The 25,347-nt window shown below is 65.5% G+C and carries 24 protein-coding genes and 1 tRNA gene; 12 read left to right on the top strand and 13 right to left on the bottom strand.

Going from position 1 to position 25,347, the window contains the following annotated elements:
* Positions 1–75 precede the first annotated feature (75 nt).
* Entirely contained in the window at positions 76–366 is a 291-nt protein-coding gene (locus ACFYOW_RS19630) for a hypothetical protein (protein ID WP_174415132.1), read from the top strand.
* Here ACFYOW_RS19630 and ACFYOW_RS19625 read toward each other — a convergent pair.
* Genes ACFYOW_RS19625 through ACFYOW_RS19615 form a run of 3 tightly spaced genes read right to left on the bottom strand, consistent with a single transcriptional unit; the run spans position 363 to position 2,702 of the window.
* A complete protein-coding gene (locus ACFYOW_RS19625) occupies positions 363–905 on the bottom strand; it encodes a thioredoxin family protein (RefSeq protein ID WP_387289737.1) in 543 nt (180 codons plus the stop codon). The two genes, ACFYOW_RS19630 and ACFYOW_RS19625, sit on opposite strands and share 4 nt — an antisense overlap.
* A 38-nt stretch (positions 906–943) precedes the next feature.
* Complete coding sequence (locus ACFYOW_RS19620; RefSeq protein ID WP_387289735.1) at positions 944–1,885, bottom strand: threonine/serine dehydratase; 942 nt, start codon at positions 1,883–1,885, stop codon at positions 944–946.
* 46 nt (positions 1,886–1,931) lie between these two features.
* Entirely contained in the window at positions 1,932–2,702 is a 771-nt protein-coding gene (locus ACFYOW_RS19615) for a dienelactone hydrolase family protein (RefSeq protein WP_387289733.1), read from the bottom strand.
* A 134-nt stretch (positions 2,703–2,836) separates the two neighbouring features.
* Here ACFYOW_RS19615 and ACFYOW_RS19610 point away from each other — a divergent pair, with 134 nt between their 5' ends.
* Complete coding sequence (locus ACFYOW_RS19610) at positions 2,837–3,319, top strand: hypothetical protein (RefSeq protein WP_387289732.1); 483 nt, start codon at positions 2,837–2,839, stop codon at positions 3,317–3,319.
* On the opposite strand, the gene ACFYOW_RS19605 is transcribed toward ACFYOW_RS19610, so the two are convergent.
* Positions 3,306–3,899: a dihydrofolate reductase family protein gene (locus ACFYOW_RS19605; RefSeq protein WP_387289730.1), complete on the bottom strand. Its 594-nt coding sequence runs from the start codon at positions 3,897–3,899 to the stop codon at positions 3,306–3,308. The genes ACFYOW_RS19610 and ACFYOW_RS19605 overlap by 14 nt on opposite strands.
* Positions 3,900–4,075: 176 nt before the next feature.
* Between ACFYOW_RS19605 and ACFYOW_RS19600 the strand changes: the two genes are divergently transcribed.
* A complete protein-coding gene (locus tag ACFYOW_RS19600) occupies positions 4,076–4,786 on the top strand; it encodes a helix-turn-helix domain-containing protein (RefSeq protein WP_387289728.1) in 711 nt (236 codons plus the stop codon).
* Between the two features lie 7 nt (positions 4,787–4,793).
* Here the strand turns inward: ACFYOW_RS19600 and ACFYOW_RS19595 are convergent, their stop codons facing one another.
* The 3 genes from ACFYOW_RS19595 to ACFYOW_RS19585 form a co-directional block, all read right to left on the bottom strand.
* Positions 4,794–5,183, bottom strand: a complete 390-nt coding sequence (locus tag ACFYOW_RS19595; protein WP_387289726.1) for a VOC family protein — start codon at positions 5,181–5,183, stop codon at positions 4,794–4,796.
* Positions 5,184–5,231: 48 nt separating this feature from the next.
* A complete protein-coding gene (locus ACFYOW_RS19590) occupies positions 5,232–5,645 on the bottom strand; it encodes an arsenate reductase ArsC (RefSeq protein ID WP_387289724.1) in 414 nt (137 codons plus the stop codon).
* Positions 5,646–5,962: 317 nt separating this feature from the next.
* Complete coding sequence (locus tag ACFYOW_RS19585; RefSeq protein ID WP_387289722.1) at positions 5,963–6,868, bottom strand: oxygenase MpaB family protein; 906 nt, start codon at positions 6,866–6,868, stop codon at positions 5,963–5,965.
* Positions 6,869–6,992: 124 nt separating this feature from the next.
* Here ACFYOW_RS19585 and ACFYOW_RS19580 point away from each other — a divergent pair, with 124 nt between their 5' ends.
* A complete protein-coding gene (locus ACFYOW_RS19580) occupies positions 6,993–7,739 on the top strand; it encodes an NAD-dependent deacetylase (protein ID WP_387289720.1) in 747 nt (248 codons plus the stop codon).
* Positions 7,740–7,966: 227 nt separating this feature from the next.
* Here ACFYOW_RS19580 and ACFYOW_RS19575 read toward each other — a convergent pair whose 3' ends face one another.
* The gene (locus ACFYOW_RS19575) at positions 7,967–9,262 is read right to left on the bottom strand and encodes a D-arabinono-1,4-lactone oxidase (RefSeq protein WP_387289718.1); all 1,296 of its coding nucleotides are present in this window, start codon (positions 9,260–9,262) and stop codon (positions 7,967–7,969) included.
* Positions 9,263–9,319: 57 nt separating this feature from the next.
* Positions 9,320–9,994, bottom strand: coding sequence for a TetR/AcrR family transcriptional regulator (locus tag ACFYOW_RS19570; RefSeq protein WP_387289716.1), 675 nt, complete (start codon positions 9,992–9,994; stop codon positions 9,320–9,322).
* A 116-nt stretch (positions 9,995–10,110) separates the two neighbouring features.
* Here ACFYOW_RS19570 and ACFYOW_RS19565 point away from each other — a divergent pair, with 116 nt between their 5' ends.
* From ACFYOW_RS19565 to ACFYOW_RS19535, 7 genes are all read left to right on the top strand, one after another.
* Complete coding sequence (locus tag ACFYOW_RS19565) at positions 10,111–11,610, top strand: MFS transporter (RefSeq protein ID WP_387289714.1); 1,500 nt, start codon at positions 10,111–10,113, stop codon at positions 11,608–11,610.
* Between the two features lie 418 nt (positions 11,611–12,028).
* Positions 12,029–12,457, top strand: coding sequence for a fluoride efflux transporter CrcB (gene crcB, locus ACFYOW_RS19560; RefSeq protein ID WP_387289713.1), 429 nt, complete (start codon positions 12,029–12,031; stop codon positions 12,455–12,457).
* Between the two features lie 33 nt (positions 12,458–12,490).
* Positions 12,491–12,865, top strand: coding sequence for a DUF190 domain-containing protein (locus tag ACFYOW_RS19555; RefSeq protein ID WP_387289711.1), 375 nt, complete (start codon positions 12,491–12,493; stop codon positions 12,863–12,865).
* Positions 12,862–13,224, top strand: coding sequence for a fluoride efflux transporter CrcB (crcB, locus tag ACFYOW_RS19550; protein WP_387289709.1), 363 nt, complete (start codon positions 12,862–12,864; stop codon positions 13,222–13,224). Before ACFYOW_RS19555 ends, crcB (ACFYOW_RS19550) begins: the two co-directional genes overlap by 4 nt.
* A gap of 47 nt (positions 13,225–13,271) precedes the next feature.
* The gene (gene pgm / locus ACFYOW_RS19545) at positions 13,272–14,912 is read left to right on the top strand and encodes a phosphoglucomutase (alpha-D-glucose-1,6-bisphosphate-dependent) (RefSeq protein WP_387289707.1); all 1,641 of its coding nucleotides are present in this window, start codon (positions 13,272–13,274) and stop codon (positions 14,910–14,912) included.
* Between the two features lie 430 nt (positions 14,913–15,342).
* Positions 15,343–16,662: an MFS transporter gene (locus tag ACFYOW_RS19540; RefSeq protein ID WP_387290083.1), complete on the top strand. Its 1,320-nt coding sequence runs from the start codon at positions 15,343–15,345 to the stop codon at positions 16,660–16,662.
* 120 nt (positions 16,663–16,782) lie between these two features.
* Positions 16,783–17,520, top strand: a complete 738-nt coding sequence (locus ACFYOW_RS19535; protein ID WP_387289705.1) for a DsbA family protein — start codon at positions 16,783–16,785, stop codon at positions 17,518–17,520.
* A gap of 36 nt (positions 17,521–17,556) precedes the next feature.
* Here ACFYOW_RS19535 and ACFYOW_RS19530 read toward each other — a convergent pair whose 3' ends face one another.
* From ACFYOW_RS19530 to ACFYOW_RS19520, 3 genes are all read right to left on the bottom strand, one after another.
* Complete coding sequence (locus ACFYOW_RS19530) at positions 17,557–19,515, bottom strand: MFS transporter (protein WP_387289703.1); 1,959 nt, start codon at positions 19,513–19,515, stop codon at positions 17,557–17,559.
* A gap of 405 nt (positions 19,516–19,920) precedes the next feature.
* Complete coding sequence (locus tag ACFYOW_RS19525; RefSeq protein ID WP_063046924.1) at positions 19,921–20,253, bottom strand: transglycosylase family protein; 333 nt, start codon at positions 20,251–20,253, stop codon at positions 19,921–19,923.
* Positions 20,254–21,647: 1,394 nt separating this feature from the next.
* Complete coding sequence (locus ACFYOW_RS19520) at positions 21,648–23,153, bottom strand: DUF222 domain-containing protein (RefSeq protein WP_387289701.1); 1,506 nt, start codon at positions 23,151–23,153, stop codon at positions 21,648–21,650.
* 122 nt (positions 23,154–23,275) lie between these two features.
* Here ACFYOW_RS19520 and ACFYOW_RS19515 point away from each other — a divergent pair.
* Positions 23,276–23,348 (top strand) — tRNA-Ala (locus ACFYOW_RS19515).
* Positions 23,349–23,747: 399 nt separating this feature from the next.
* Here ACFYOW_RS19515 and ACFYOW_RS19510 read toward each other — a convergent pair.
* Complete coding sequence (locus ACFYOW_RS19510; RefSeq protein ID WP_387289699.1) at positions 23,748–24,944, bottom strand: cytochrome P450; 1,197 nt, start codon at positions 24,942–24,944, stop codon at positions 23,748–23,750.
* Between the last annotated feature and the right edge of the window lie 403 nt (positions 24,945–25,347).

The following is a 25,347-nucleotide window of genomic DNA, read 5'->3' as shown; positions in this document are numbered from 1 at the left end:
TCGAGCCGAGCCGCTATTATCTGGCTAGACGCTTACCAGCGTCGCCGATATCAGAAGAGGGGTACGACTGTGAGCATGATTCTCGCCGCGGCACATGACACGTATGGAGCAGTCCTGGCCCAACTCGGCAACCCGACACCTGAGGCGCCGCCCCTCGCGGACAAGATCCTGCAGATGGTGCGCTATTTCACCTGGTTCATCCTGCTGGCAGGCATTACCGCGATCACCTACGCGGGCGGTCGGTTCGCCTGGGAGAAGTGGTCCGGCGGCGGCCTGCAATCGCCGAAGATGGTGGCGGGAGCCATGATCGGCGGTGTCGTCGCGACCAGCGCGGGCACCATCATGAATGCCGTGATCGGCACCTAGACACGCCATTTGATGGAGCAACCCATGCTCGGCCGATGTGGCTCGGGCACGGGGGCTCCGGTGCGTACCGCCTCGACCGCGGCGCGTAATTCGTTGCCGGTCACCGGTTTACCGTTGCCCGGGGTGGATTCGTCGAATGCGCCGCGGTAGGCGAGTTCGAGGCGTGCGTCGTAGAGGAAGAAGTCCGGCGTGCACGCCGCCCGGAAGGCGCGGCCCACCTGCTGTGTTTCGTCGATCAGGTAGGGGAATTTCCAACCGGCGCGATCGGCTTGGACCCGCAGGTGCTCCGGTCCGTCATCCGGGTAGGCGTCGGCGTCATTGGTGCAGATCGCCACCGTCGGGATGGTCAGCGTGCCGAGCACCTCGCCGAGCTTCGACTCGAGGTGCCGCACATACGGGCAGTGGTTGCAGGCGAAGATGACCAGAAGCCCGGGCCCGTCCGCATAGTCGGCGCGGGTGTGTAGCTGACCGTCGAGGTCGGGCAGGCTGAAGTCCGGCGCGGGCGTTCCGATCGGGACCATCAGGGATTGAACCGACATGGTGTGCCTCCTCCGAGTCGATATCGAGCGTAGTGCGCTTACCGCGCCAGATCCGCCGGATCGGTATTGGCCCCGCACAGGACGACGCAGACCCGCTCACCGGGCTCGGGCCGATACGCATCGGTGGTGAGCGCCGCGACTGCCGTCGCGGCGGCGTGTTCCACCGCGAGTCGGCGGTCCTGCCACAGCGCGAAGCGGGCCGCGATGATGTCGGCGTCGGGGACGAGCACCGAGGTCACGTTATAGTTCTGGGCTGCGTGCAGTGCCAATTCGGTGGCGCGGCGGGCGCCGAGGGAATCGGCGGCGACCGAATCGACCGTCGCGTCGACGATCCGTCCGGCCTGGATCGCATCGTGCAGCGCACGGCAGCGTTGCGGCTCCACCGCGATCGTCCGGACGCCGTAGTGATCCGCGGCCGTGGCGACCCCGGCGAACAGACCACCGCCGCCGACCGCGACGACGATGGTGTCCAGTCGGGGAAGCAAGTGGTGGATCTCCACCATCAGGGTGCCCGCTCCGGCCGCGATATAGGGGTTGTCGTAGGCGTGTGAGGGCAAAGCGCCACTGGTATCGGCGAATTCGTGACAGGCGGCGAGTGCGTCGGCGTATTCGACGCCGACCAGGCGCACATCCGCGCCGTAGCCGCGTAACCGCTCGACCTTCACCAGCGGCGCGGTGGTCGGCAGAAATACCGTTGCCCGTACTTCCTGTTCGCGGGCCGCCCACGCGCACGCGAGTCCGGCGTTTCCGCCGGATGCGATGGTCACGCCCGCCTCCGGCAGGGTTCCGTCGTCCTGGTGCGCCTGGATGAAGTTTCGGGCACCACGGGCCTTGAACGAGCCGGTGTGCTGCATGAATTCCAATGCCAGCCACAGTTCGCCGGTCGTAGCTATCGCATCCCCGGGTGCGATGGCGACCGGCCGTACGTGTCCGGTGATCCGATCGGCGGCGGCTTTCACATCGCCGTAGCTCAGTTCCATTCGCACTCCTGTCCGCGGTCCCTCACTGATCATCTTGCCCTTCTCGTCACGGGCTGGGGAACGCCCGGTGCAGGAGGTCGAGCAGATCGGTGCGGTGGCGGTCGTAGGCCGCCTGATCGAAGACCGGGGTGTCGCGCATGGTGAAACCGTGGCGGGTATTCGGGTAGACCACCGAGGCATAGCGAACGTGCGCCGCGTCGAGGGCCTTTTCCAGACGGGTGATCTGCTCCGGGGGTATCGAATCATCTTGGCTCGCATGGGCGATCAACAATTCGGCGGTAATGCCCGCGGCGGTGTGATGCGGACTGTCGGGTTGTTCGTCGACCGCCAGGCGGCCGCCGTGGAAACTGGCGGCTGCCGCGATGCGACTCCCGAATGCGCCCGCAGCACGCAGGGCGAGTCGCCCGCCCATGCAGTATCCGGTCACCGCTACCGGACCCGGTGCCACGAACTCGGCCGCGTCCAGCCAATCGAGATAGGTTCGGGTGTCCTGCAACGCCTTTTGGGGAGTAAGCGCCGCGCGCGCCGGGCCCAGTGCGACAAAGAATTTCGCATGCCCTTCCGGATCGGCGGAATCGGGCATCGGGAGCACCGGGGCGGGTCCGGTTCGGTAGAAAATATTGGGCGCCAACACGGTGTAGCCGTCGGCCGCGATGACTTGCATCATTTCGCGCAGCCAGGGCCGCAGGCCGTAGGCGTCCATATTGAACAGCACGCCGGGATGGGCGGCGCTGTCATCGGGTCGGGCCAGGTAGGCGTCGGCATTGCCGTCGGCGGTGCGGACATCGAGGGTGCTGAATGCGACGGGCATCGTCATGGCATATGACGCTATCGAAGACTTTCGATATCCGCCGAGTCCTTTTATTTGCGAACAAATTGCCGATTTTCGCGCCATGTAGTCTGCGTCCATCTGGAAGTTGTAGTCATGCTCTGTCGAAGAGAGGTTGACCTGTGAAACTGATCTGGATGACGGCGACGGCGGCACTTGCCGTTGCCGTGGCGGGATGCACCGATGACAAGTCCACGACGGCCGCGTCGAGTTCTGCCGCACCAGCGGAAACGAGTTCGGTGGGTGCGACGCCGATCGAAAACGAGGAGCCGGGCGGCGGCGTGCGGATTCCGCTGGGGGAGACCAAGAAAGTGCCGATTCCCGCGGATGCCGTGATGGATATCAAGGTGCCCGTCGACTGGGGCGCGGCGAGCGGGAGCCTACGCTGCACGGTAACCGACAGCACCGGCCGCAACGAAGACCTCCGTTCCACCAATACGAAAAAACAGGAAACAATCGGCGGAAAAGAATGGATGACGCTGTGGACCTTTTCCTCACCCGCCGGCGCCGAGGTCACCGTCGGATGTAAGGATCCGGATTCGAAAATCGCCGCGGACGACGATCACCTGATCCGGGTCGTCCCGCGAGGCATCACCCCGCACTGAATCGCTGTGACGCGGGCGCCCACCCCGTATCCCGAGCCTGCGGTACGCCACCGCGATTGTCGACCGTGTAGATGATTTCCACCGACCCGCCGGGCAGCGCACGCGAACGGTCGAGGGTGAGGCCGGTATCGATATCCATGGCTTCGGTCAGCCGCATCCCGCCGCCGACGAAGAAGGGCAGCACGACCAATTCGAGCTTGTCCAATGCGCCGAGTGCGCGGAAGGTTTCGATGGTGCGCGGGCCGCCGATCAGGTGGACATCACCACCGCGATTGGCCGCGCGCAGCTGCTCGAGCAAGCGTGCCGGATCGCTGTCGACAATGACGTGATCGGGCGTGCCCGCGGGACGCTGCGATGCGAGCACGAACACCTGCAGTGCCGGCCACGGCCAGCGGTCATTGGTCAGCGCGGGCGCGAAGGTGGTGTGCCCCATGAGCGCGGCCTCGCAGGTCGCGACGAAATCCGGAATGCCGTGGCTTTCGCCGGGCACATACGCCGGGTCGACGACCTGTGGCGGCCACCCGTTGGGCGTGGTGATGTAGCCATCGGCGCTCATGCACAAGCGGGAACGAATCTGCATACGACGTGCCTCCTCGGCGGTGTGGTCCGGTCTGCTCGATACGACGACCCGGCTGCCGGGAATTCATCGGTGACCGAGCACCAAACCCAGTAGGCGCATGGCGAGTTCGGTATCCAACTCACGGCTGCTGACCTTCCTCGACCGAGGCGCGAGGCAGCGCGAGTAGCCTCGGACCCGTGGCAGAGGTAGTGCCGGGATATCGAGAGCGGCCGTCGCGGCTCCCTGGCGCCGTGGTGTGGACGAATACCAATGTCACCGGGGCCGCGGGCTTACCGGTGTTGCCGGACGGATGTATGGATCTGCTGTGGAGCAAGGGCAGGTTGCTGGTGGCCGGACCGGACACCCGGGCGTATATGGCCGATGGTGCGCCGGGTACTCGATGGGTCGGGATTCGATTCGCACCGGGCAGCGCGCCCGCACTGCTCGGGGTGCCCGCGCACGAATTGCGCGATAAACGGGTGGAGTTGGCGGATCTGTGGCCCGCGGCGGCCGCTCGGCGACTCGCGGAACAGGTCGGGGCGGCAGCGGATCAGACCGCCGCATTGGAGGCGATCGCAATGCGGCGGGCCTACGACACCGAACCGCCCGACCCGGTTTTGCGGCGGATCGTCGATGCGCTGGACGCCGGATGGTCTGTTGCGGCGACGGCCGAGGCCGCGGGGCTCGGTGCGCGGGTGTTGCATCGACGCTCGCTCGCGGCCTTCGGCTACGGGCCCAAGACATTGGCGCGAATCCTGCGGCTGCAGCGGGCGCTCGCGGTGGCGCGCAGCGGAGTACCGCTCGCGGACACCGCATTTCGTACCGGATTCGCCGATCAGGCCCATCTCGCGCGCGATGTGCGCGAACTGGCCGGCATGCCGTTGAGCGAGTTGCTCACCCGCTCCTAGCGGCGGCTCAATCCGACAGCGGGGCGTACAGATCGACGCTATTGCCGTCCGGGTCCAGGATCGTCGCGTAGCGCTGGCCCCAGAAGGCGTCCCATGGCTTCAGTTCGCCGCGGTATCCGGCATCGATGAGTTCGCTGTAGACCGCGTCGACCTCGGCGGGGTCCGTGCACTGGAAGGCCAGGCCGAGTCGCCCCGCGGACCTCGGCGGCTGCCAGTCGGAGTGGAACGACTTGATCACGGCCTCGGTATCCAGCGTCAGGCGCATACCGCCGGGCAACGGTGCCTCCATATGCCCGTCATCCGCCTCCGGGAACTCGAGACCCAGGCGTCGGTAGAAGGCGAGCGAGGCGGCCATATCGCTGACGACAATGCCGATGACATTGAGTTGTGGAGTCATATTCGCAGCGTATGCGGCACTTCGGCAGGCGTCTTGAACAAATCGGACTCAGCAGGCGGTGGCCGGGATCAGTTCCGCGATCAGGTTTTCCACCAGGATGCGGATCCGGTCGCGGATGGAGCGCACGATGGCGATGTCCTCACCGGTCGCATCGGGCAGCATCCAGTCACGGTAGCTGATACCGGGGAAGAACGGGCACGCATCACCGCAGCCCATGGTGACGACCACATCGGACATTGCCACCGCGTCCACGGTCAGCAGCTTCGGCGCGTGCGTCGAGATATCGATACCGAGTTCGGCCATGACCGCCACGGCGGCCGGGTTGATGACGTCGGCGGGTGTGCTCCCGGCGGAGTGCACATCGATGCGGTCGCCGGCGAGCGCATCGAGGAAACCGGCGGCCATTTGCGACCGGCCCGCATTGTGGACACAGACGAACAGCACGCTGGGCTTGTGAGCCATGTGCGGGAATACCTTTCAGGCTGGTGAATCGGAGCTGTGCCGTGGTTCTGGGCGCAATGTCGGGATTGTCGGGCTGCACCGGGTCTGCGTCGGAGGGTGCGTGATACGTATACCAGTACGGGGGATATATGTTTCGCGACGAGGGGGGCGACTTTGTCCGCCAAGGCATCTCGAGGCCCGTTGCTCGAGAGTTGTTGCCGCACGCGGGAAATCGACCGAGAAGAAACCGGTCGGTCAGGAAATCGGCATTTTGCCTGGATACGACGCGGCCCGCGGTGCCGGAAGCGGCAACCGCGGGCCTGGACGGGCGTGCGGCGTCACATGGGACGCAGATTGATGACCTTGCGCAGACGTGCGCGATCGCGCTCGAGCCGCCGCGCCTCGTAAGCGATCGGGAAGTAGCGCACCCGCTCCGGCAGCAGCGGCACCGTGCGGGCGATGAACCAGCCCAACGCCTTCAGCTTGCGCTCATCGGACTCCGACCACGTCAGGCCGAGCTTGCGCCGCGCCGGCTCCGGGGTGGTGCCGACGGTGACGAAATATTGCAGCCGGCCGACCGGTGCGACCACGCGCTTCCAGGCGGGGCGCAATGCGCGCGGCAATTGCCTCGGCGGCGCGATCGACTGGATCACCCGCAGGTAGTCATGCGCCGTACCGGTCTCCTGCAGGTGGTTCTCCACAATATCGGTGAAGAACTTCTCGAATTCGGTGTAGTTCGCCGGAATCTCTTTGGGTGCCACCATGAAATTGCGCAAGAGCTGCACCGTTTCCTGGTAGTAGGCGTCCTTCTCGGCTGGGGTCAGCGGGCGGCGGGCGAAGTATTCGGCGTTCTCGGTGAAGGCGAAGGTGCCGGTGTGTAGCACCCAGGCCCAGGGACCGGAGGCCAGCGCCTTGTGCCGGACACCATCGGGGGTGGTGGTGTTGAGCGAGGCGTGCATCTTGCGCAGGCGATCCGCTTCGGCGATCGCTTCGTCGCCGCCGTAGATCCACATCATCACCGAACCGATGCTGCGCACCGCGCGTCCGAGCGGATCGGTGCGGAAGGTGGAGTGTTCGTCGACCACGGCGGCGATGGTCGGTTCCATGGTCTGCAGCAGAAATGCCGAGCCTGCGGTGAGGGAGAAGGTGATCAGGCCGGTTTCGTCCCACATTCGAGTACCCGGTGCGAACGGGCGGCGCTGCGGTGCGGTCCGTGAATCGGCATCGAATGCGGCGGCGGTCATTGCGATCTCCTTTGATCAACCATCCAAGAGTTTGAGAGACTTAGTGTAACAATCTCTCATGAACTTGGCTTGTCCGACCGCGCGCCCTGGGCACTGATAACGCGGGCCCCTAGGCTGCATCGATGTGACGAGCGACTGGCGCAAACGGGACGGGCGGATCGGCGTGCTCACCGGCGCGGGCATCTCCACTGATTCCGGCATTCCTGACTTCCGCGGCCCCCGCGGCGTATGGACGAAAGACCCCATCGCCGAACTGTTGTCGACCTACGACGCCTACCTCGCCGATCCGGAACTGCGCAAACGCTCCTGGCTTGCCCGCCGCGACAATCCCGCCTGGCAGGCCCAACCCAATGCCGCGCACGCCGCACTGGCCGACCTGGAGCGCGCCGGACGCACCATTACGATCATCACCCAGAACATCGACCGGCTGCACCAGCGCGCCGGATCCTCACCCGGCCGGGTGATCGAAATCCACGGCAATATGTTCGAAGTCGTCTGTGTCGCTTGCGAATACCAGACGAGCATGGCGGCCACGCTGGCGCGGGTGGCGGCGGGCGAGGCGGATCCGCCGTGTCCGGCCTGCGGCGGCATCCTGAAATCCGCGACCATCATGTTCGGTCAGCAGATGGATCGCCGCACCATGACCAAGGCCGCGCTGACCGCCGAGGCCAGCGATATCTTCCTCGCCATCGGATCCTCGCTGCAGGTGGAGCCCGCCGCATCGATGTGCGCGATCGCCGTCGACAGCGGCGCGGATCTGGTCATCGTCAATGCCGAACCGACGCCCTACGACAGCATCGCCACCGAGGTCATCCGCGAACCCATCGGCACGGCCCTACCGCGCCTGGTCGCCGAGATACTGGCAAGCTGAACCAGGCGACTCGGCCAACCACGGAGCGAGTCTTACGAGCGACGTTCGCGGCCCGTCTCGCGTCCGCGCCGCAGGCGCGGCCATCGAATACAGCCGAGTCGTCGAAGCGCATGCGACGAAGTCGCGAGTCTCGACGGCGCCGCTAGCGACTGCTTGCAGGTCGCTCGAAAGGGTCAGCCGCGAGACAGAAGGGGGCCGCGAACACGCCGCGCCGCAGGCGCGGCAAATTAGACACAGCCCAGTACCCGCTCGACGTATGCGTTGGCGAAGCGGCCCTTGGGATCGAAGCGGCGGCGCACTTCGGCGAAGTGATCCCAGTCCGGGTAACGCGCTCGCAGTGTTTCGGCGGTCTGGAAGTGGCGCTTGCCCCAGTGCGGGCGGCCGTCGTACTTGTCGAAAACCGCTTCGCAGGCACGGAAATACGGTTCGAAGTCCATGCCTCGGTACTGGTGCACGGCGATGTAGCAGGTGTCGCGGCCACCGGCAGGGGAGAGGAACGCGTCATCGGGGGCGACCCAGCGCACCTCGATCGGCATCGGCGTATCGAACCGCGTCGCGAGGTCCTTGATCTCGCGGATGGCGGCGGCGGAATGTTCGCGCGGGATCGCGTATTCCATCTCGGTGAAGCGAATCAACCGGGGCGAGGCGAAGACTCGATAGGAGCGGTCGACCTGGCGGCGGTAACTGCCCGCATACGCCGCGCCGCGATGGATCCACGGCACCAGTCGTGGCTGGCGCTTGCCGAGTCGGCACAGCGCGTCGAATGCGTAGTTGGACATCAGGATGTCGGCGAACCAGTCGGCGGCCCGGCCGCGCGGCTGTTCCGGCAGGTCGACAGGGTTATTGCGCTTGGTCATCGCCAGGGGGCTGTGGCCGAACATGTAGAACTCGAAATGCTGGTTGCCGTCGACGTAGGCGTCCAGCTCCGCGAGGACCTCCTCGACCGGCACCGGCCGCTCGACTCCCTCCAGCACGAACGACGGCACCAGCTGCAGGGTGACCGCGCTGATCACGCCGAGCGCCCCGACGCTGACCCGCGCCGCGCGCCAGCCATCCGGGTCGGACTCCTCGTTCAACTCGACCCGGCTGCCGTCGGCGAGCACCAGTTCGATGGATTGCAGAGCGGCCGAGAGGTTTTGCAGCGTCGCACCGGTGCCGTGGGTGGCGGTGGCGGTCGCGCCCGCGATGGTCTGCACGTCGATATCGCCGAGATTGGGGAAGGCCAGGCCGAGCGGATGGAGCGCATTGCTCGCGGCATTGAGGGTGATGCCCGCCTCGACTCGAACGCGGCCGGTCTCCCGGTCCACATTGAGGATGCGGTTCAGTTTCGACAGGTCGAGCAGGATGCCCTCGGTGAGTACGGCATCGGTGAACGAATGACCCGCACCGGCGACGCGTACTGTCTGTCCGGTGGTGGCGGCGCGGCCGATGATCTCGGCCAATTCGTCGGTATTTCGCGGGGCGGCGACGGCGGCCGGCGTGCACTGCTGATCCCCAGCCCAGTTCCCCCACGAGTTGGTCATACGTCCAACTGTAAGGGCTGGCTCAGATGAGCGCTAGATATGTCCGGTTTTTTTGCGCTAGCGCTTGCGGCCTGCGCAGACGAACGACTTGGCCTGTTCGACTTCCTCGTCTGTCAAGGGGGGTGCCGGTAGTGGTCGGCGCGGCGTGTCATCGCTGCGTACACCGTTGAGTGCGATGGCCATATAACGCTGCCAGGCATTCGGATTCACCGGCTTGGAGAACTCGGCGAGCGCGTCGACCATGTGGATCAGCGCGAAGAAGTCCGAGGGCTCGATATCGGGCTGCAGTGCGCCCGCCTCCCGCGCGCGATCGATGACCGCGGCGACGGTCGGCTTGATCCGGTCGCGCAACTGAGCGAAGCGCTCCAGATCCTCCTCGAGTTCGAGCATCACCTCGCTGAAGCCGCGGTTGGTAGCCAGATGGGTGCAGGCGTACTCGAAGAACTGGACCAGACCCAGCCAGGGGTCGGGATGCTTGGCCGCGGTCTCGGCGGCGACCGCGAATTCGCCGACGTTCTGTTCGAAGACCTCGGCGATCAATTCCTTCTTGTTGGCGAAGCGCCGGTAGACGGTGCCGACGCCGACCCCGGCGCGTTCGGCCACGTCATCGAGGGTGATCTCCAGACCGTGATCGGCGAAGAGCTGGCGGGCTGCCTCGACGATGCGCTGCTGATTGCGGGCAGCATCGGCGCGTAGGCGCCGAGGTGGAGGCACGGTAGTGGCGGGATTCACAGGCACATCCTAGCAATAAGCGGGATTAAGTGGAGGAGATGTCTCCGTTATTGTGTTAGCTTATCTCAGTAAGCGGAGGAGTCTCCTCCGGATCAAGCCTCGAGCAAAGGGGACACATGACTACCACGTTGGACCGTGGGGCACCCGCCCCCGAGAAAACTGACTCGGGCCGCCGCGGCTCGCACGCCCTGCGCTGGTGGGTGCTCGCCGTACTCGGCGTGGCTCAGCTCATGGTTGTGCTCGACGCGACCGTCGTGAATATCGCGCTGCCCGCAGCGCAACTGGACCTCGGTTTCAGCGATGGCGATCGGCAGTGGGTCGTCACCGGGTACGCCCTGGCCTTCGGCAGCCTGTTGCTGCTCGGTGGCCGACTCAGTGACCTGTTCGGCCGACGTAACACCTTCATTATCGGCCTGATCGGATTCGCCGTCGCCTCCGCGGTCGGCGGTGCGGCCACCAGTTTCGAAATGCTGGTCGCGGCCCGCGTCGGACAGGGCGTCTTCGGTGCGTTGCTCGCCCCCGCCGCGCTGTCGCTGCTCACCGTGACCTTCACCGAACCGGGTGAACGCGCCAAGGCATTCGGCATCTTCGGTGCGGTCGCCGGTGCGGGTGGCGCCATCGGTCTGCTGCTCGGCGGCATGCTCACCGAATGGGCCTCGTGGCGCTGGGTGATGTTCGTGAACCTCGGCTTCGCGGCGGTCGCGCTGGTCGGCGCGGTGCTGCTGCTGGCCAAGCATGTGGTCGCCGAGCGGCCCAAGCTCGACATCCCGGGCACCGTCGTGGTGACCGCCGCACTGTTCGGCATCGTTTACGGGTTCTCGCACGCCGAGTCGACCAGCTGGGGTAACCCGGTCACCCTCGGTTTCCTGATCGGAGGCGCGGCCCTGCTCGCGGTGTTCGTGTGGCTCGAGACCCGGGTCGGGAATCCGCTGCTGCCGCTGCGTATCGTGCTGGACCGCACTCGCGGTGGTTCGTTCCTGACGGTGTTCGTCATGGGCATCGGAATGTTCGCGATCTTCCTGTTCCTGACCTACTACATGCAGCTGAGCATGGGCTACTCGCCGATCAAGACCGGTCTGGCGTTCCTGCCGATGGTGGCGGGCATGGTCGTCTCCTCGACCACGGTGCCCTCGCTGCTGCTGCCGAAGGTCGGTCCGAAAATGGTGGTCGCCGGTGGCTTCCTGGTCGCCGCGGTCGGTATGGCTTGGCTGACCCAGATCAGCTTGGACAGCAGCTATGTCGGGAATATCCTGCCCGCGCTGATCCTGATGGGTCTCGGTCTCGGTGGTGCGATGTCGACCGCCTTCCAGGGTGCGACGGCCGGTGTGCACCACGAGGACGCCGGTGTCGCCTCGGCGATGATCAACACCAGCCAGCAGGTCGGCGGTTCGATCGGCACGGCGCTGCTGAGCACCATCGCCGCCTCGGCCGCGACGGACTACCTGTCGTCGCATACGCCAGGTCCGCTGGTCGTGGCACAGGCCCAGATCGAGAGCTACACCACCAGCTTCTGGTGGGCCACCGCGATTTTCGTGGCCGGTGCGGTGATCACCGCGTTCCTGATGCCGAATACGGTTCCGGCTCCGTCGGAAGGCGAACCGGTAATCGTGCACTGATCTGTTCCGCTCGAACAGCACAACGCCCGCATCGATGACGATGCGGGCGTTGTGTTTTCGGGATCGGTCCGCAGTTGCTCGTTGCAGTCCATGTCCGCGCCCGTGATACCGAGTCGCCGGATCGAAAGCCCCCAGTTGCCGCGAATCGATCTGCCGAACAGTTGCTGGCGCTCGCTTTTCGCGTCTTCCGAGCTGCTTCGGGTATCGCCGATCGTGCCGCCGTCATCGCTGCCGACCTGTGTCCGGAGGGGTAGGTGGGAACTTCGGCCGAATCTTCCGGGCATTCGTACGTTCTCGGTGCCGCCGTGGCAATGAACGACGCTGGTCATGGTGCGTGCCGTCGTCCCGGATGTTCGAGACCGCCGACCCGACCGTTAGCATTGCGCCGGTGGCATTCGGCTCGGCAGGAGGTCAGCGCATGGGGCAGCGAATCCGCACCCCTGCCGTCGAGCCGTTGGTGCTGGTAGTGATCTCCCTCGGCGGTGGTCTGGGCGCGCTGGCGCGCTACGGCATCGGCGTGTGGTGGCCTTCGCAACCGCATCAGGTCCCCTGGTCGACCTTCACGATCAATGTCGTGGGATGCTTTGCGATCGGAATTCTGATGGTTCTGATCACCGAGGTATGGGTAGCCCACAGACTGCTCCGTCCATTTGTCGGTATCGGCGTGCTCGGCGGTTTCACCACTTTTTCCACCTACAGCCTCGAGGTTCGTAGACTGCTCGAATCGGGTGCGGCGGTCGAGGCGCTCGGCTATCTCGGGGGGACGGTGGTGGCGGGCCTGGGGGCGGTCGTGCTCGGCATGTTTTCGGCGCGGTGGATTACTGGCACGGCACGGCGGACGAGTTGAATAGCGGACAGCGCGACGGAAGGGGGTCAGGCGATGAAAGATTCACCGACGGGCACTGGTCCGGCGGCGGGACAGTGGCAGTCGGCGGCGCGGCTGACGGTGCTGCTCGACGAGGACGACACGTGGCGGCACGGGCCCCTGTACCACGAGATCGTGCGGCGAGCCCGCGACACCGGACTGGCCGGCGCCAGTGTGTGGCGCGGTGTGGAGGGTTACGGCTCGTCCTCGCGCATCCACACAAGTCGGATCCTCGATCTGGCCGAACACCTACCCGTGCTGGTGATGATCATCGACGAGGCCGAGCGGTTGCGCGCCTTCGTCGAACAGAACTCCGAGCTGCTCGTCGCGGTGAATGTCGCATTGTCCGAGGTCGAGACTTGGCAGCCGAGTCCAGGGGGCGCCCGATGACGGTGGTGCTCGTTCTGGTCGGCGGCATGCTCGGTGCGCCGGCGCGATATCTCATCGACCGTGCGGTGGCCGCGCGATTCGAATCTCTGCTGCCGCTGGGCACATTGACCGTTAACATTGTCGGTTCGGCGTTGCTCGGTGGACTGATCGGCGCCGGCACGAACCACTGGCTGCTGGCCGCCGCGGGAACAGGTTTCTGCGGTGCGCTGACCACATTCAGCACCTTCGGCTACGAGACGATCAGGCTCGCGGCCGAGGGGGCCTACGCCTATGCGGTGGGCAATGTGGTGCTCAGTGTCGTGACCAGCTTGACCGCGGTGTTCGTCGCCGCGGCCACGACCCAGTGGTTGTGGACATGATTTTGATGACGAGCCGGGCGCAGCCGACACGGAAGGGAGACCCGAGCATGGCCCATGATCGAGCCGGGCGGCCCGCGCGTCCCACCGACCTGGAGGACATCGCGCGTCTGGTGACGGCCTACTACAGCCGCATCCCGGATCCGGCCGAGCCTGCGCAGCAGGTCGCGTTCGGCACCTCGGGGCATCGAGGCTCCAGTCTGGACACCGCGTTCAACGAGGCTCACATCCTGGCCGTCACCCAGTCGATCGTGGAATACCGTGCCACGCGAGGGATTACCGGTCCGGTCTATCTGGCCCGCGATACCCACGCACTGTCCGAACCCGCGTGGACCACCGCACTCGAGGTGCTCGCCGCCAACGACGTGACCGCGATGATCGACGCACGCGATCGCTACACCCCGACGCCCGCGCTGAGTCATGCGGTGTTGCGGCACAACCGCGGTGGGGCAAAGCATCAGGCCGATGGCATCGTCGTCACGCCGTCGCACAATCCGCCGCGCGACGGCGGCTTCAAATACAACCCGCCGCACGGCGGTCCGGCCGATACCAAGGCCACCGACGCCATCGCCAACCGCGCCAATGAACTGTTGCGCAACGGCTTGGCCGGGGTGCGGCGGACCACGCTTCGGCATGCGCTGGAAAACTGCGTCGAGCGCTACGACTACCTCGACCACTACATCGCGGATCTGCCGAATGTGTTGAACCTGGACGCCATTCGCGGCGCCGGGATCCGGCTCGGCGCAGATCCGATGGGTGGGGCCAGCGTCGACTACTGGGAGGAGATCGGGCAGCGCTACGACCTCGAACTCGAGGTCGTCAACCCGTTCGTCGATCCGACCTGGCGGTTCATGACGCTGGACTCCGACGGCAAGATTCGGATGGATCCGTCCTCGCGCTATGCGATGGCCTCGCTGATCGCCATCAAGGACGACTACGACATCTCCACCGGCAACGACGCCGACGCGGATCGGCACGGCATCGTCACACCCGATGGCGGACTGATGAATCCGAACCACTTCCTCGCGGTCGCCATCGAATATCTGGTCGCGAACCGGATGGGCTGGGATGCGCTCACCAAGATCGGCAAGACGGCGGTGAGCTCGTCGATGATCGACCGGGTGGTGAGCGTGCTCGGGCGCGATGTGTACGAGGTGCCGGTCGGCTTCAAGTTCTTCGTGCCCGGATTGTTCAGCGGCAGTCTGGCTTTCGGCGGTGAGGAGAGTGCGGGCGCATCCTTCCTGCGGATGGACGGCACCGTGTGGACCACCGATAAGGACGGCATCCTGCTCGCCCTGCTGGCCACCGAGATCGCCGCGGTCACCGGCCAGAGCCCGTCCGCGCGCTATGTCGAACTCGAGAAGCGCTACGGCAGTCCGGCCTATGCCCGCATCGACGCCGCCGCGACCCCGGAACAGAAAGCACTGCTCGGGAAGTTGACACCGGACATGATCACCACAAAGGAGATCGCCGGTGAGCCGATCACCGCGGTCCTCACCCGAGCCCGCGGCAACGGCGCCCCCCTCGGCGGCCTGAAGGTCACCACCGAAAACGCCTGGTTCGCCGCCCGCCCCTCTGGCACCGAGGACAAGTACAAGATCTACGCGGAGTCCTTCCAGGGCCCCGAACACCTGACCCAGGTCCAAGCGGCCGCGGAAGAAGTGGTCGGGCAGGCGCTGTCCGGTGAGTGATAGATCGACTGCGGGGTCGTCGGAGTCGCTAGGTTCGAGAGCTTCAGCGGGGGCGGCTGGCGCGTTAGGGGCGGGAGTGCCACCGGGGTCGGGGCAGGCGTTGGGGTCGGCCGAGTCAGCGGGATCGGCAAGTACGTCGAGATCGGTTGACGCTGCGGCATCCGGTTCGGTGGGGACGGGATCGTTGGGTGCGGCAGCATCGGCGGGGTCAGAAGGCACGTCGGATTCGGGAACGGCAGTGGGTTTGGTGAAGGCGTCGGGCTCGGCGGGGTCGGTACCGGTGTCGGGCGGATCGGGAGCTTCAGCGGGAGCAGCAGGCGCGTCCGGGGCGGGAATGCCTGCGGGGTTGGCGAAGGAGGGGAGATCGGCGGAGACCGCGGTGGCGTCGGGTACCGATGGGGCGTCGGGTGTGGTCGAGGGGCAGGGCGGGGTGGCTGTTGGATGGAGTGGGGCGGCGTCCAGGGCTTTGCCGGTTGAGATCTGGGTGTTGGTCGGGGCTTCGTTTGTTATCGCCGTCGGGTTCGGTCTGGTGGCGCCGGTGTTGCCACAGTTTGCGCGGGGGTTCGGGGTTGGGGTTGCCGCGGCTTCGGCGATTGTCAGTGCGTTTGCGTTGATGCGGCTGTTGTTCGCGCCGGTCAGTGGGCGGTTGGTGCAGCGGCTGGGGGAGCGGTCGGTGTATCTCGGGGGCTTGTTGATCGTTGCGTTGTCGACCGGGGCCAGCGCGTTCGCCCAGAGTTATTGGCAGCTACTGGTTTTGCGGTCGGCGGGTGGGGTCGGGTCGACCATGTTCACGGTGTCGTCGTTGGCGCTGGTGATCCGGATGTCGCCGCCCGCCCAGCGCGGGCGGGTGTCAGGGCTGTGGTCGACGAGTTTTCTGATCGGATCGGTCAGCGGGCCGCTGGTCGGCGGTGCGCTCGCGGGGCTCGGATTGCGGGCGCCGTTCCTGATCTACGCGGCGGCGCTGCTGCTTGCTACCGCGGTGGTCTATGTGAACCTGCGGCATTCGACCCTGGCCGCACCGGAACCGGTGGGCGGGCTGCGGCTGATGTCGTTCCGGGAGGGACTGGCACGGTCGGAGTATCGGGCGGTACTGCTGTCGAATTTCGCCAATGGCGCGGCGGTATTCGGCGTGCGGATGGCGTTGGTGCCGCTGCTCGTTGTCGAAGTCCTGCATCAGCAACCGGGTATGGCCGGTGTCACGCTGACGGTGTTCGCCGCGGGCAATGTGGCGGTGCTTTTCGCATCCGGCAGGCTCTCGGACCGCTTGGGGCGCAAACCCTTCCTGATCGTCGGCTCTCTGATCTGTGCGGCCGGAACCGCGGGACTCGGTCTCGCGACGAACCTGCCCTGGCTGCTGGTGACCTCATTCGTGGCCGGTCTGGGCTCGGGCATGTTCACCCCCGCCCAGCAGGCGGCGGTCGCGGACGTCATCGGACCGAAGGCCCGCGGTGGCCCGGTGCTGGCGGGCTTCCAAATGGCGGCCGACCTCGGCACGGTCATCGGCCCGGTCGCGGTGGGCGCCGTTGCCCAGCACTTCTCCTACGGCCTCGCCCTCACCCTGACCGGCGCACTACTCGCCGTCGCAGCCGCCATCTGGGCAATCGTCCCGGAACCACTGCACCGACGCGGTGTGGAATCGAAAGTAGAAGCCATCGCGGACAGCCCACCTGCCTACACCTACGGCCCCGACGGCGCCGAACGCCTCGTCGACGCCCCCGACTCCCAGGACAACAACTACGCCTCCCACTGATCTGGACGTCTGATCACGATGTAACCCTGGAGGGGCGCTCTCGACGTTTGCCTCCATCAATGCATGGTGACCAAGCACCCCGTGCATGGGGTTGCGTGTGGTTGGGGCAGAGTGTTCGGGGTGAGCGAATCGGGATCGAAGTACACGCCGCGACCGATGTCCAGTGCGACCACATATGCCCTGGGTGGCGTGGCGCTCGCGCTCATCGTGTTGATCGTGATCCTTGCGTTCCGGTGGGGGCGCGACGACGCCACGATCCGCAATGACGGCTATGGATCGGTGCACAGCGCGGACGTGCGCGCCGTGCTGGACCAGACCAACGGCACGATTCTCCTCGGTCGCCCGGACGCGGCGAAGACCATCGAAGTGTACGAGGATCCGCTGTGCCCGTCCTGCGGCGCGCTGGAGCGGCTCTACGGTCAGGAGATCGCGCAGCAGATGGACGAGGGCAAACTCGCGGTCCGCTACCACCTCGTGACCTTCCTCGACCCGAAGTCGAAGAGTAAGGATTATTCGACCCGCGCGGTCGCGGCGAACGAATGTGTCGCGGATACCGGTTCGGGTCCGGTGTATTCGAAATTCCACGCGCAGCTGTTCACCTCGAGGCAGCCGGACGAAGGCGGCGCGGATCTCAGCAATGACGATCTCGCGAATGTCGCGAAGGAATCTGGCGCCTCGCTGGAGGCGGTGCAGTGCATCAGTTCGGGCGCGAAACTCGATGCGGCGAAGATCCACGCGCAGATGGCACGTGCCGCGCTGACCGATGCCAATGGCGAGGTCGCCACGCCCGCGGTCTTCGACGGCAAGAACAAGATCGATGTGAACAACCACGAATGGGTCGTCGACCTGACCAAGTGATCGTGCCGGGCGGCGGTACCGCCCGGCACGACGCCGCTAACCGGCGGGCTCCGGCTCCGGCTCCTCCTCCGCGATCGCGGCCAGTTCGCGCTCGACGAGTTCGTCGTGCGCCTTGGCCTCGGCGGCCGCCTTCTTCGGGCTCCAGTGTCCGGCCATCAGGAAGACGAATGGCAGGAACACGACCTGTGCGGCCAGGCAAATCCACCACCAGCGTTCCCACTGCTTCGGCGAATCGGCTTGCGCCTGCTGCACTTCCTTGGCGTGTGCGGCCAGATAGGCCTGATCATCGGCCGGAATCGTGCCGACCGACTGCAACTGCGTAGTCGCCTGCGCCAGTTTGGGGCCGACGGTCCCCGCCACCGTGAGATCGGCGGCCGGAATCTGCTGCACGGCTTGCAGGCGTGCGATCGCCTGATCCACCGGAATGCCGAACTTCTTCGCGACCTGTCCGACCGCCGCGAGACCCGCGTTCGCATCGGACGGATTCGTGGTCAGCGTGGCCAGTGTCGCCGAATCGATCGCCTGCAGCGTCGCCAATTCCTGCGGGTAGCGGGTGTTGAGGCCGACGGTCGTCTGGATATCGGCCGGTGACGCGCCGGTCAGTTTGGTCAGCGCGGTGACCTGTGCGACCTGGTCATTGGGGTTCTGCTGCAGTGCCGCAAGGGTTTCCGTGCCGACCGTCTGGATGGTCGCGAGTTGCTGGGCGTATTTGTGCGCGATCTCCGACAGCCGTGGTCCGTAATTGACCAGCGGACCGGCCGCGTTCACCACGATCAGCAATCCGAACAGCACCACGGTGACGACGCTGCGCAGCGTGCCGCCCCACACCGCGAGACCCACCGCGGTCGCGGCCGGATTACGGGCCTCGACCGTCTCGGTGAAGCTCGCCATCCAGGTGGAGTAGGCGATGCCGGTGCCGACCGCGATCACCACGAAAACCGTTGCGAACGAGTAGTAATCGGTATCGGGCTGATCGGTGTAGCCGATGAACAGGTACATGCCGACGATGCTGATGAGCGCGCCGACGATCATGAACGGCTTGCGCACCTTGAGTCTGTCCGACACGATGCCGGCCAGCACCAGCGCTATCGCATTGGCGGCCCAGTACCAGTTGCCGAGTGCATTGGCCTTGGCCGGACTGAAGCCGAAGTTCGTCGCCATATACACCGGTAGGAACGACACGATGGTGTAGAAGAAGGCGAGGAAAAGGCTGATCGCCAACGCTGAGCCGATGATGTTGGGGCGCAACATCTGTCGCCACACACCCTGTTCGAGTTCCTTGACATCCAACCCGCGGGCCCGGGCCTCGATCAGCGCGCGGTCGCGCAATGTCACCATGATCTGGTCGCGCAGTTGCGGACTGAGCTCACGCAATCCGATCACCGCGACCACTGCGATGACGAGACTGATCACACCACACAGCCGGTAGTGGTACTGCCAGTCCGGATGCGCGTCGAGCGTGTGGGTGGAGATCTGTGTGGTGACCAGGGCGCCGATGACCGGTCCCAGCGTCCAGAAGCCCATCGCCGATGCCCGGTCCAGCTGCGGGGAGAAGTCGCGGATCAGTGCCGGTGTGGCCACGAGTACCGCGCCCTCGACAATGCTCACCAGGCAGTACACGAACAGGTACTGCTCCTTGGTGGTCGTCGCGGGCACGGCGAACAGGGTCAGCAGCGAGCAGATCACCACGCCGTAGGCGACGATATTCGCCCGGCCCCATCGATCCAGCACACCCGCGAGCACCGAGGCCACCGCACCGAAGGCGGCGCCGATGATGAAGATCCAGACGAAGTAGGCGAAGGACAGGTCGAAGTAGCCGATGAGTTCATTGCCGACGGCGCCTGTGACGAACAATTGGTAGTAGAGCGCGATCGAGGCGATGACCACGACGGCCAAATACCAGGAGCGGGCGGGTGTATCGGGATAGTGCGGTAGCTTGCGCTGCCACAGCCCCGTGAGCAGGGTCGGCGGATCTGCGGTCTGGGTCGAGCTCATGGTCGAGATGCCTTTCTAGCCACGGCATTCGTAAAGACCTGAACCGTGCGTGGATCAGGACGAGTTACCGGGTGGACACAGGGTAGTGAGATGGATCACTCCCCGCAGGTGTTTCGGACCATGAGAACGCTCGATTTGCGGAATTGAAACAGTCGGTACCGATCAGTGGGACTCTCGGTTGACGCCGCATGCATCTCGAGCTGGGGTAAGAGTTATGAATTCTGCCGCCGCGGAGGGGTTTTCGATCCCGATGTGGAGCGTGCGGTCGGTTGAATTGTACGGCGGTCGCTCACTTGGTTGCCGGAAATAATTCCGGCACTAGCGAATTCGTTTGATGTCTTCGACCGTACCGACGACAACGGGGCCCGTGCTCGATGGCACGGACCCCGTCAGGTCTATTCGGGCTTACAGGTAAGCGCCGCACACGGGCCAAGCGCCCGGGCCCTGGGTGGCGAGCACGTTCTCCGCGACGCGGATCTGCTCCTCGCGGCTCGCACCGCTCGGGCTGCCCGAGCCGCCGTTGGCGGCCCAGGTGCTCTGCGTGAACTGCAGGCCGCCGGAGAAGCCGTTACCGGTATCGGTGTTCCAGTTGCCGCTGCTCTCGCACTGCGCGACGGCGTCCCAGTTGTGGCCGGAGGCCGATGCGGTCGCGGTGGACAGGCCGAACGGAACTGCGGCGATGGCACCGGCGACGGCGGCGAGACCAAGGGCACGGGTGAGCTTGCGGTTCTGAGTCATGTGGATTCCTGGCTGCGCCCGCTCGGCCCGGCGGACTTCCGCCGTGTCCCTGCCCCCAGCGAATGTCGGGGACCCTCGAAACCGCGGGGCAGGGTTACCGGCGTTCAGCGATTCGAGTTCGAGCCCGTCGCGTTGATCCGGGCTGCCGACGACGCTAGCGAAGAATTCGCGACAGATCACGTTGGGATAACGTCCGGATTGCCTCGACCGCAACTTCGGATTATCGATATTCCCCCAGTTCGAATGCGTAAAATGTATATATACGATCGTTCGTGATAGTTACGTTATGTGTTCGGGATCACTACGAAATGGTGATCCGGATCGCGTTTGAGCGCCGGAACATGCGAGGTATGTCCGGTTCCGCCGCGAGTTCGATGCACGCCCCAAGCGGTGCGGATGGTGAAATTGTTATCCGCTGGGGTGCTTGTGAATCCCGCTCCACCCCTATTCGAGCTTCAACGAATCGGAGGGATCCGGCACGCCGGTATTTGGGTGACGCTCGTGCGGGGGCGCTTCCCGGTGTTGCCGAGGTGGGTCTGGGCGCACAACAGGTCACCAGGCGGGCTTCGGCGGTGTCTCGCATGTCTGAGTGATGCCGACGGCACATAGCTCTCGGCAACGGCACACGTTCAATCGGATATATGCCGGTCGTGAACGGCGGTATCGGTCCCGAAGGGGCAATGTGCGGTCGCAAACGGCGGTATGGAGTCGCTGTCGAGGGCGGTCACTCGCGCGCGTCAACGCCAGCTTTGGGCCGGGGGAGGCCCCGCGAGTCGCTTGGCTCGGGGCATCCGGCCCGTCCTGCCAGCAGCTTTTTTGGTGCGGACATCTAGGCAGCCTTGCGAGCTGCTCGGAGTGGAGCGGCCATCTGGTCGGTCCTGCGAGCTGCTCGCAGTGAAGCGGTGTCCCGACAGCCTGCGACCCCGCTCAGCGTGGATCGGCACGCGGCCCGCCCTTGTGTGCCGCTCGAACTGGTTCGGTACTCGATGGCCTTGGCGACTTGCCGGGGGCGGAATTACCCGGTCGGCTCCGCGAGCGGCACTGAGTGGATCAGTGCCGGTAAACGTGTGAGTTGCTCGGAGTGTAGTGAGTATCCGGGCCGCCCGGTGTGCCGATTGAACTGGTTCGGTACCCGACGGCCTTGGCGACTTGCTCGGGGCGGAATTACCGGTCAGCCCGCAGGAGGCACTCAGTGGATCAGGCACTCGGACAAACGTGTGAGCCGCTCGGAGTGGATCGGGCATTTGGGCAGCCCATGTGCTGCTCGGAGTGGAGCGTATCCGGACGGTCCTGCGAACCCCGCTCAGCGTGGATTGGCACGCTGGCCGCCCTGTGCATCGCTCGAAATGCGGCACTCGACGGCCTTGGCGACTTGCTCTGAGCGGATGGCCCGGTCAGGGGGCGGGGAATCGGGCTGGCTGGGGATGGTCGTCCGGGATCTCGTCTTCGGGGCGGATTCGCCGGAGTCGGCCGTGGACGACTATGTAGCCGTCGAGCGGGTAGGCGATGTCTTCGGCGGTTGGTCGGTCGGCGGGATGGATGGGGATTGCGGGAGGAGTTTCGGGTGGTTCGGATCTGTGGTGGCCGGTGTACGGGGCAATGGGGGCGTCGGTGTCGGTGCGCGGAAATAGGTATCGCGCGCCCTCGCGGACAGTGGTGTGGATATCGCCGGTCGGCACGGTCCATTGGAGGCGATCCGGATCGGCGCGCCAGATGCGCCAGGGGAGTCTTTTGTTGTCCGCCAACGTTTTCAGGCGATGGTGCCTCGTGCAGAGTGTGGCCAGAATGGTGCGTCCGCCGCGGTCTGGGCGCTGGTGGTCGAACGGGTGACTGTGGTCCAGTTCGGATTCGGCGGCGGGCATGATGCATCCGGGAAAGCGGCACATGCCGTCCATCGCCCGCACCTCGCGCTCCAGTCGCGGCGATGGCCGCCGAGACATCGTTTCATCCACAGCGGCCGCCTCGTCGTCGGCGTTCGAGCGTTCCGGTATGACCTGGAAGCGTGCGTGTTCGGCCAGAATCCGGGCCAGCGCCGCGTCGATCGGCCCATACCCTGCCAGAAATGCCGGTGCTTCCTGAATCCCGAGCAGCGTGTCCGCCGCAATCCCGATCTGGATCAATGGTCTGCGCGGCTGTTCGATCGGCGCACCGAACTTCGGACAACCCTCACTGCGTCCGCACTGGCATTTCAGCCGTCCGGAACCATCCGCCAGCGCCACCAGAGCGTCTGCCCGTCGCTGCGGCATACTCCGCGGATCCGATGCGCACACCTGCGTACTCATCTCGCGCAGCCGCATCGCCACCGTCTGCGCCCCCGGCGCGGGCAGTAATCCATCGAATACCGCCATACTGTCTTGCACCGCTCGCAGCCGAACGTCGCGCTCGTCCTGCCGCAGTTCCCGCCGGCGCTGCGTGCCGCGGGGATCCAGCCGCGCCGCCCACCGCCGCGCCGCCTGCCGCAGCCGCACCGGGTTGTTTCGTCCCGCCGCCTCGAGCAGTCGCGGCTCCAGCGCGTCCAGCACCTCCCCGGCCACCGCCCGGGTGCTGTCCACGATCACCCGCACCTTGGCCAGGTCGATCCGCCCCGCCGCGAAAGCAGCCCGCGTTCGCGGCAACGAATCCTCCAGTGCCAGACCGATATCGATCAACGCCCCCGCCGTCCCCTCGTCGACCTGCAATGCCACCGCGGCCTCGCTGGCGGCGAACTCGCCGGCCCGCACGCCACCCGGCCCCGGCTCCGCACTCTCGGCCCGATGCCGTCGATACAACTCCCGCACCGCGAACACCTCAGCGGCCTGCGCCACCGCCGCCCGCCCATGCGCCGCCCGCAGGGCCTCGATCAGCCCCTCGTCGGTCATGGCCCCGAAGTTCACGGATGAGAGATCATCGCAATCGAACATGTGTTCGATTCTACGATCGAACAACCCGCTCCGCTACCCCCGAATCAAGGCGATTTGGTTGCCGACACGCCAGTGGTGTAACTTCGTTCAGGCAGTCAGGGAAACCTGACAGCGACCCACTCGGGGCTATGGCGCAGCTGGTAGCGCACCACACTGGCAGTGTGGGGGTCAGGGGTTCGAGTCCCCTTAGCTCCACTAAATGGCGAAGCCACAGGTCATTGGCCTGTGGCTTCGCTGTTGTGTGGCATTGTGCGAACACCTTGCGGCGGTTCAGTCATGTCGTTTGTGACCGAGCGATCCAGGGTCGTCAAGGCCCGACACACTCCGGGTAGGCGGTCCGTGTAGCGCGGGTAGACGGACGTAGCCGATTGGGCGCAATTCCGTGGGACGGCGTCGGAGTGCGTCGACACAATCTCTGTCGTCCACGCGGATCAGTGATGGATCACCTCACCGAACCGCGGCAGGACGAGTCGTTTCCAACTGCGCTCCACGGCGATATCGAATTCAGGTCGCTGGCATGGCGGCGGGCGTCGCTACGGGCGATCGAGATGGTCGCCTAGTCGCTTCCGACGCGCGTGGGAGATTGCGAGATTCTCAGACTCCGTTCAACGGAGCAGAGGGGGGAAAGGTGACCGGTAGAGCCGCCAAGGACCGGTGGAAGGGGCCGGGCCGCCAGGTCGGTGCGTCGGCCGGTATGGCCAGCTGGATCTCGGGCAGCGCATCGAGAAGCTGATCGATGGCGTTTTGAGCGAGCAGGTAGGCCAGCGACTGCGCGGGGCAGGCGTGTGGGCCGATGCCCCACGCCAGATGCGAGCGATTGCCTGTGTGATTCTCGGTCCGGATCTTGGGGTCGTTGTTGCAGCCGGCCATGCTGATGAGGATCGGCTGGTGCGCGGGCAGCCAGACGTCGTCGATGAGGATCGGCTGACGGGGGTAGGTGGTGAGAAGGTTCGCCAGCGGCGGGTTGTTGAACAAGACTTCGTCCAAGGCGTCTCGGGTGGACAGGTTCCCGCCGACAACACTTCCACCGAAACGTTCGTCGGTGAGGATCAGCAGCAAGGTGTTGCCGATCAGGTTCTGTTGCAGTTCGATCCCGGCGCCGTAGACGCTGTTCAGTTGGTGGATCATCTCCAGTTCATCGAGTTCGGCCGGATGCCGCAGTAGTAGCGAGGTGATGTCGTTGCCAGGATGGGTCCGTTTGAGGGCCAGCAGTTCCAGCAGCGCCTCGACGATCATCTTGTTGCCGTCCTCGGCATCGATCCCCTCGAACATCGCGGCCATGCCTGCGGCGACCCGCTGTCCGATCTCCGGCGGGCAGCCCAGCAGAGCATCGGTGACCGCGAATGCGAGCGGCAACGCGTACTGACTGATCAGATCGGCTGTACCGGCCTGGCAAAAGGTGTTGACCAGCGGGATGGCGATCTTCTCCACGGTGGCATCGAGAGCATATAGATCTACCGCGTTGATACTCGTGGTGATTGCCTGCCGGTAGCGCTGGAGGGCCGCTCCGTCGCTTCGACTCCCGGTGGGACGCCACTCCATAAGCGGCAGGACGGGGCAGTCGGCCGGGATGTTCTGCTGCCAGGTGCGCGGATCGACAGGGAAGTGCTCGGGATCGTTGAGGATCCGCAGTGCGGTGTCATACCCGACCACCAACGTGGCCGGCACGCCCGGCGCCAGCTCAACCGGAGCCAAAGAGCCGTATTGTCTTCGCATTTCGTCGTAAACACGGTGCGGATCCGCGGCGAATTCCGACGAGTACAGCGACACCCTCGGACCTTCAGTAGCCATCGGCGAGCCGTGGACGACTGGACAGGCCGGGGTTTGCAGTCGGGACTGTGGCGTACTCAAGAATGGAGCTCCAGATGTTCGTGTGTGCTGTTCTGGGGACGCGGTCTTCAGCGCATCCCTGCCTTCGGTCGCCGAACCACTGCTGCAACTTCGAGAAGCTTACTGTCCAAGGGGATTTCGTGCCACTCGTTCCGTGTCGCGTCGGCAGCAGCCGATTCCACGTATCGTGCGTCGAACGCGGTTGGTGAACGTCTGATGGGGTCGATGGCGTGCTTTCTTGCCGCTTACGACCCTGGCCCGCGGCGCGCCCCTGGCACACGACCGCTCACATCCGCCGAGTACCTACCGGCGTGATTCGAATCGCCGGCCCTGCGACCGTCAGCGGGTTCGGGCTGTGAAGCAT

Source organism: Nocardia sp. NPDC006982 (assembly GCF_042869435.1).
In the GTDB taxonomy this organism is placed as follows: domain Bacteria; phylum Actinomycetota; class Actinomycetes; order Mycobacteriales; family Mycobacteriaceae; genus Nocardia.
This window is presented reverse-complemented; position numbering and strand designations above follow the sequence as displayed.

Coding starts and splice junctions, on each gene's coding strand:
- ACFYOW_RS19630 (WP_174415132.1), top strand. CDS start 76: ATGATTCTCGCCGCGGCACATGACACGTATGGAGCAGTCCTGGCCCAA.
- ACFYOW_RS19625 (WP_387289737.1), bottom strand. CDS start 905: ATGTCGGTTCAATCCCTGATGGTCCCGATCGGAACGCCCGCGCCGGAC.
- ACFYOW_RS19620 (WP_387289735.1), bottom strand. CDS start 1,885: ATGGAACTGAGCTACGGCGATGTGAAAGCCGCCGCCGATCGGATCACC.
- ACFYOW_RS19615 (WP_387289733.1), bottom strand. CDS start 2,702: ATGACGATGCCCGTCGCATTCAGCACCCTCGATGTCCGCACCGCCGAC.
- ACFYOW_RS19605 (WP_387289730.1), bottom strand. CDS start 3,899: ATGCAGATTCGTTCCCGCTTGTGCATGAGCGCCGATGGCTACATCACC.
- ACFYOW_RS19595 (WP_387289726.1), bottom strand. CDS start 5,183: ATGACTCCACAACTCAATGTCATCGGCATTGTCGTCAGCGATATGGCC.
- ACFYOW_RS19590 (WP_387289724.1), bottom strand. CDS start 5,645: ATGGCTCACAAGCCCAGCGTGCTGTTCGTCTGTGTCCACAATGCGGGC.
- ACFYOW_RS19585 (WP_387289722.1), bottom strand. CDS start 6,868: ATGACCGCCGCCGCATTCGATGCCGATTCACGGACCGCACCGCAGCGC.
- ACFYOW_RS19575 (WP_387289718.1), bottom strand. CDS start 9,262: ATGACCAACTCGTGGGGGAACTGGGCTGGGGATCAGCAGTGCACGCCG.
- ACFYOW_RS19565 (WP_387289714.1), top strand. CDS start 10,111: ATGACTACCACGTTGGACCGTGGGGCACCCGCCCCCGAGAAAACTGAC.
- crcB (WP_387289713.1), top strand. CDS start 12,029: ATGGGGCAGCGAATCCGCACCCCTGCCGTCGAGCCGTTGGTGCTGGTA.
- ACFYOW_RS19555 (WP_387289711.1), top strand. CDS start 12,491: ATGAAAGATTCACCGACGGGCACTGGTCCGGCGGCGGGACAGTGGCAG.
- crcB (WP_387289709.1), top strand. CDS start 12,862: ATGACGGTGGTGCTCGTTCTGGTCGGCGGCATGCTCGGTGCGCCGGCG.
- pgm (WP_387289707.1), top strand. CDS start 13,272: ATGGCCCATGATCGAGCCGGGCGGCCCGCGCGTCCCACCGACCTGGAG.
- ACFYOW_RS19530 (WP_387289703.1), bottom strand. CDS start 19,515: ATGAGCTCGACCCAGACCGCAGATCCGCCGACCCTGCTCACGGGGCTG.
- ACFYOW_RS19525 (WP_063046924.1), bottom strand. CDS start 20,253: ATGACTCAGAACCGCAAGCTCACCCGTGCCCTTGGTCTCGCCGCCGTC.
- ACFYOW_RS19520 (WP_387289701.1), bottom strand. CDS start 23,153: ATGTTCGATTGCGATGATCTCTCATCCGTGAACTTCGGGGCCATGACC.
- ACFYOW_RS19510 (WP_387289699.1), bottom strand. CDS start 24,944: ATGGCTACTGAAGGTCCGAGGGTGTCGCTGTACTCGTCGGAATTCGCC.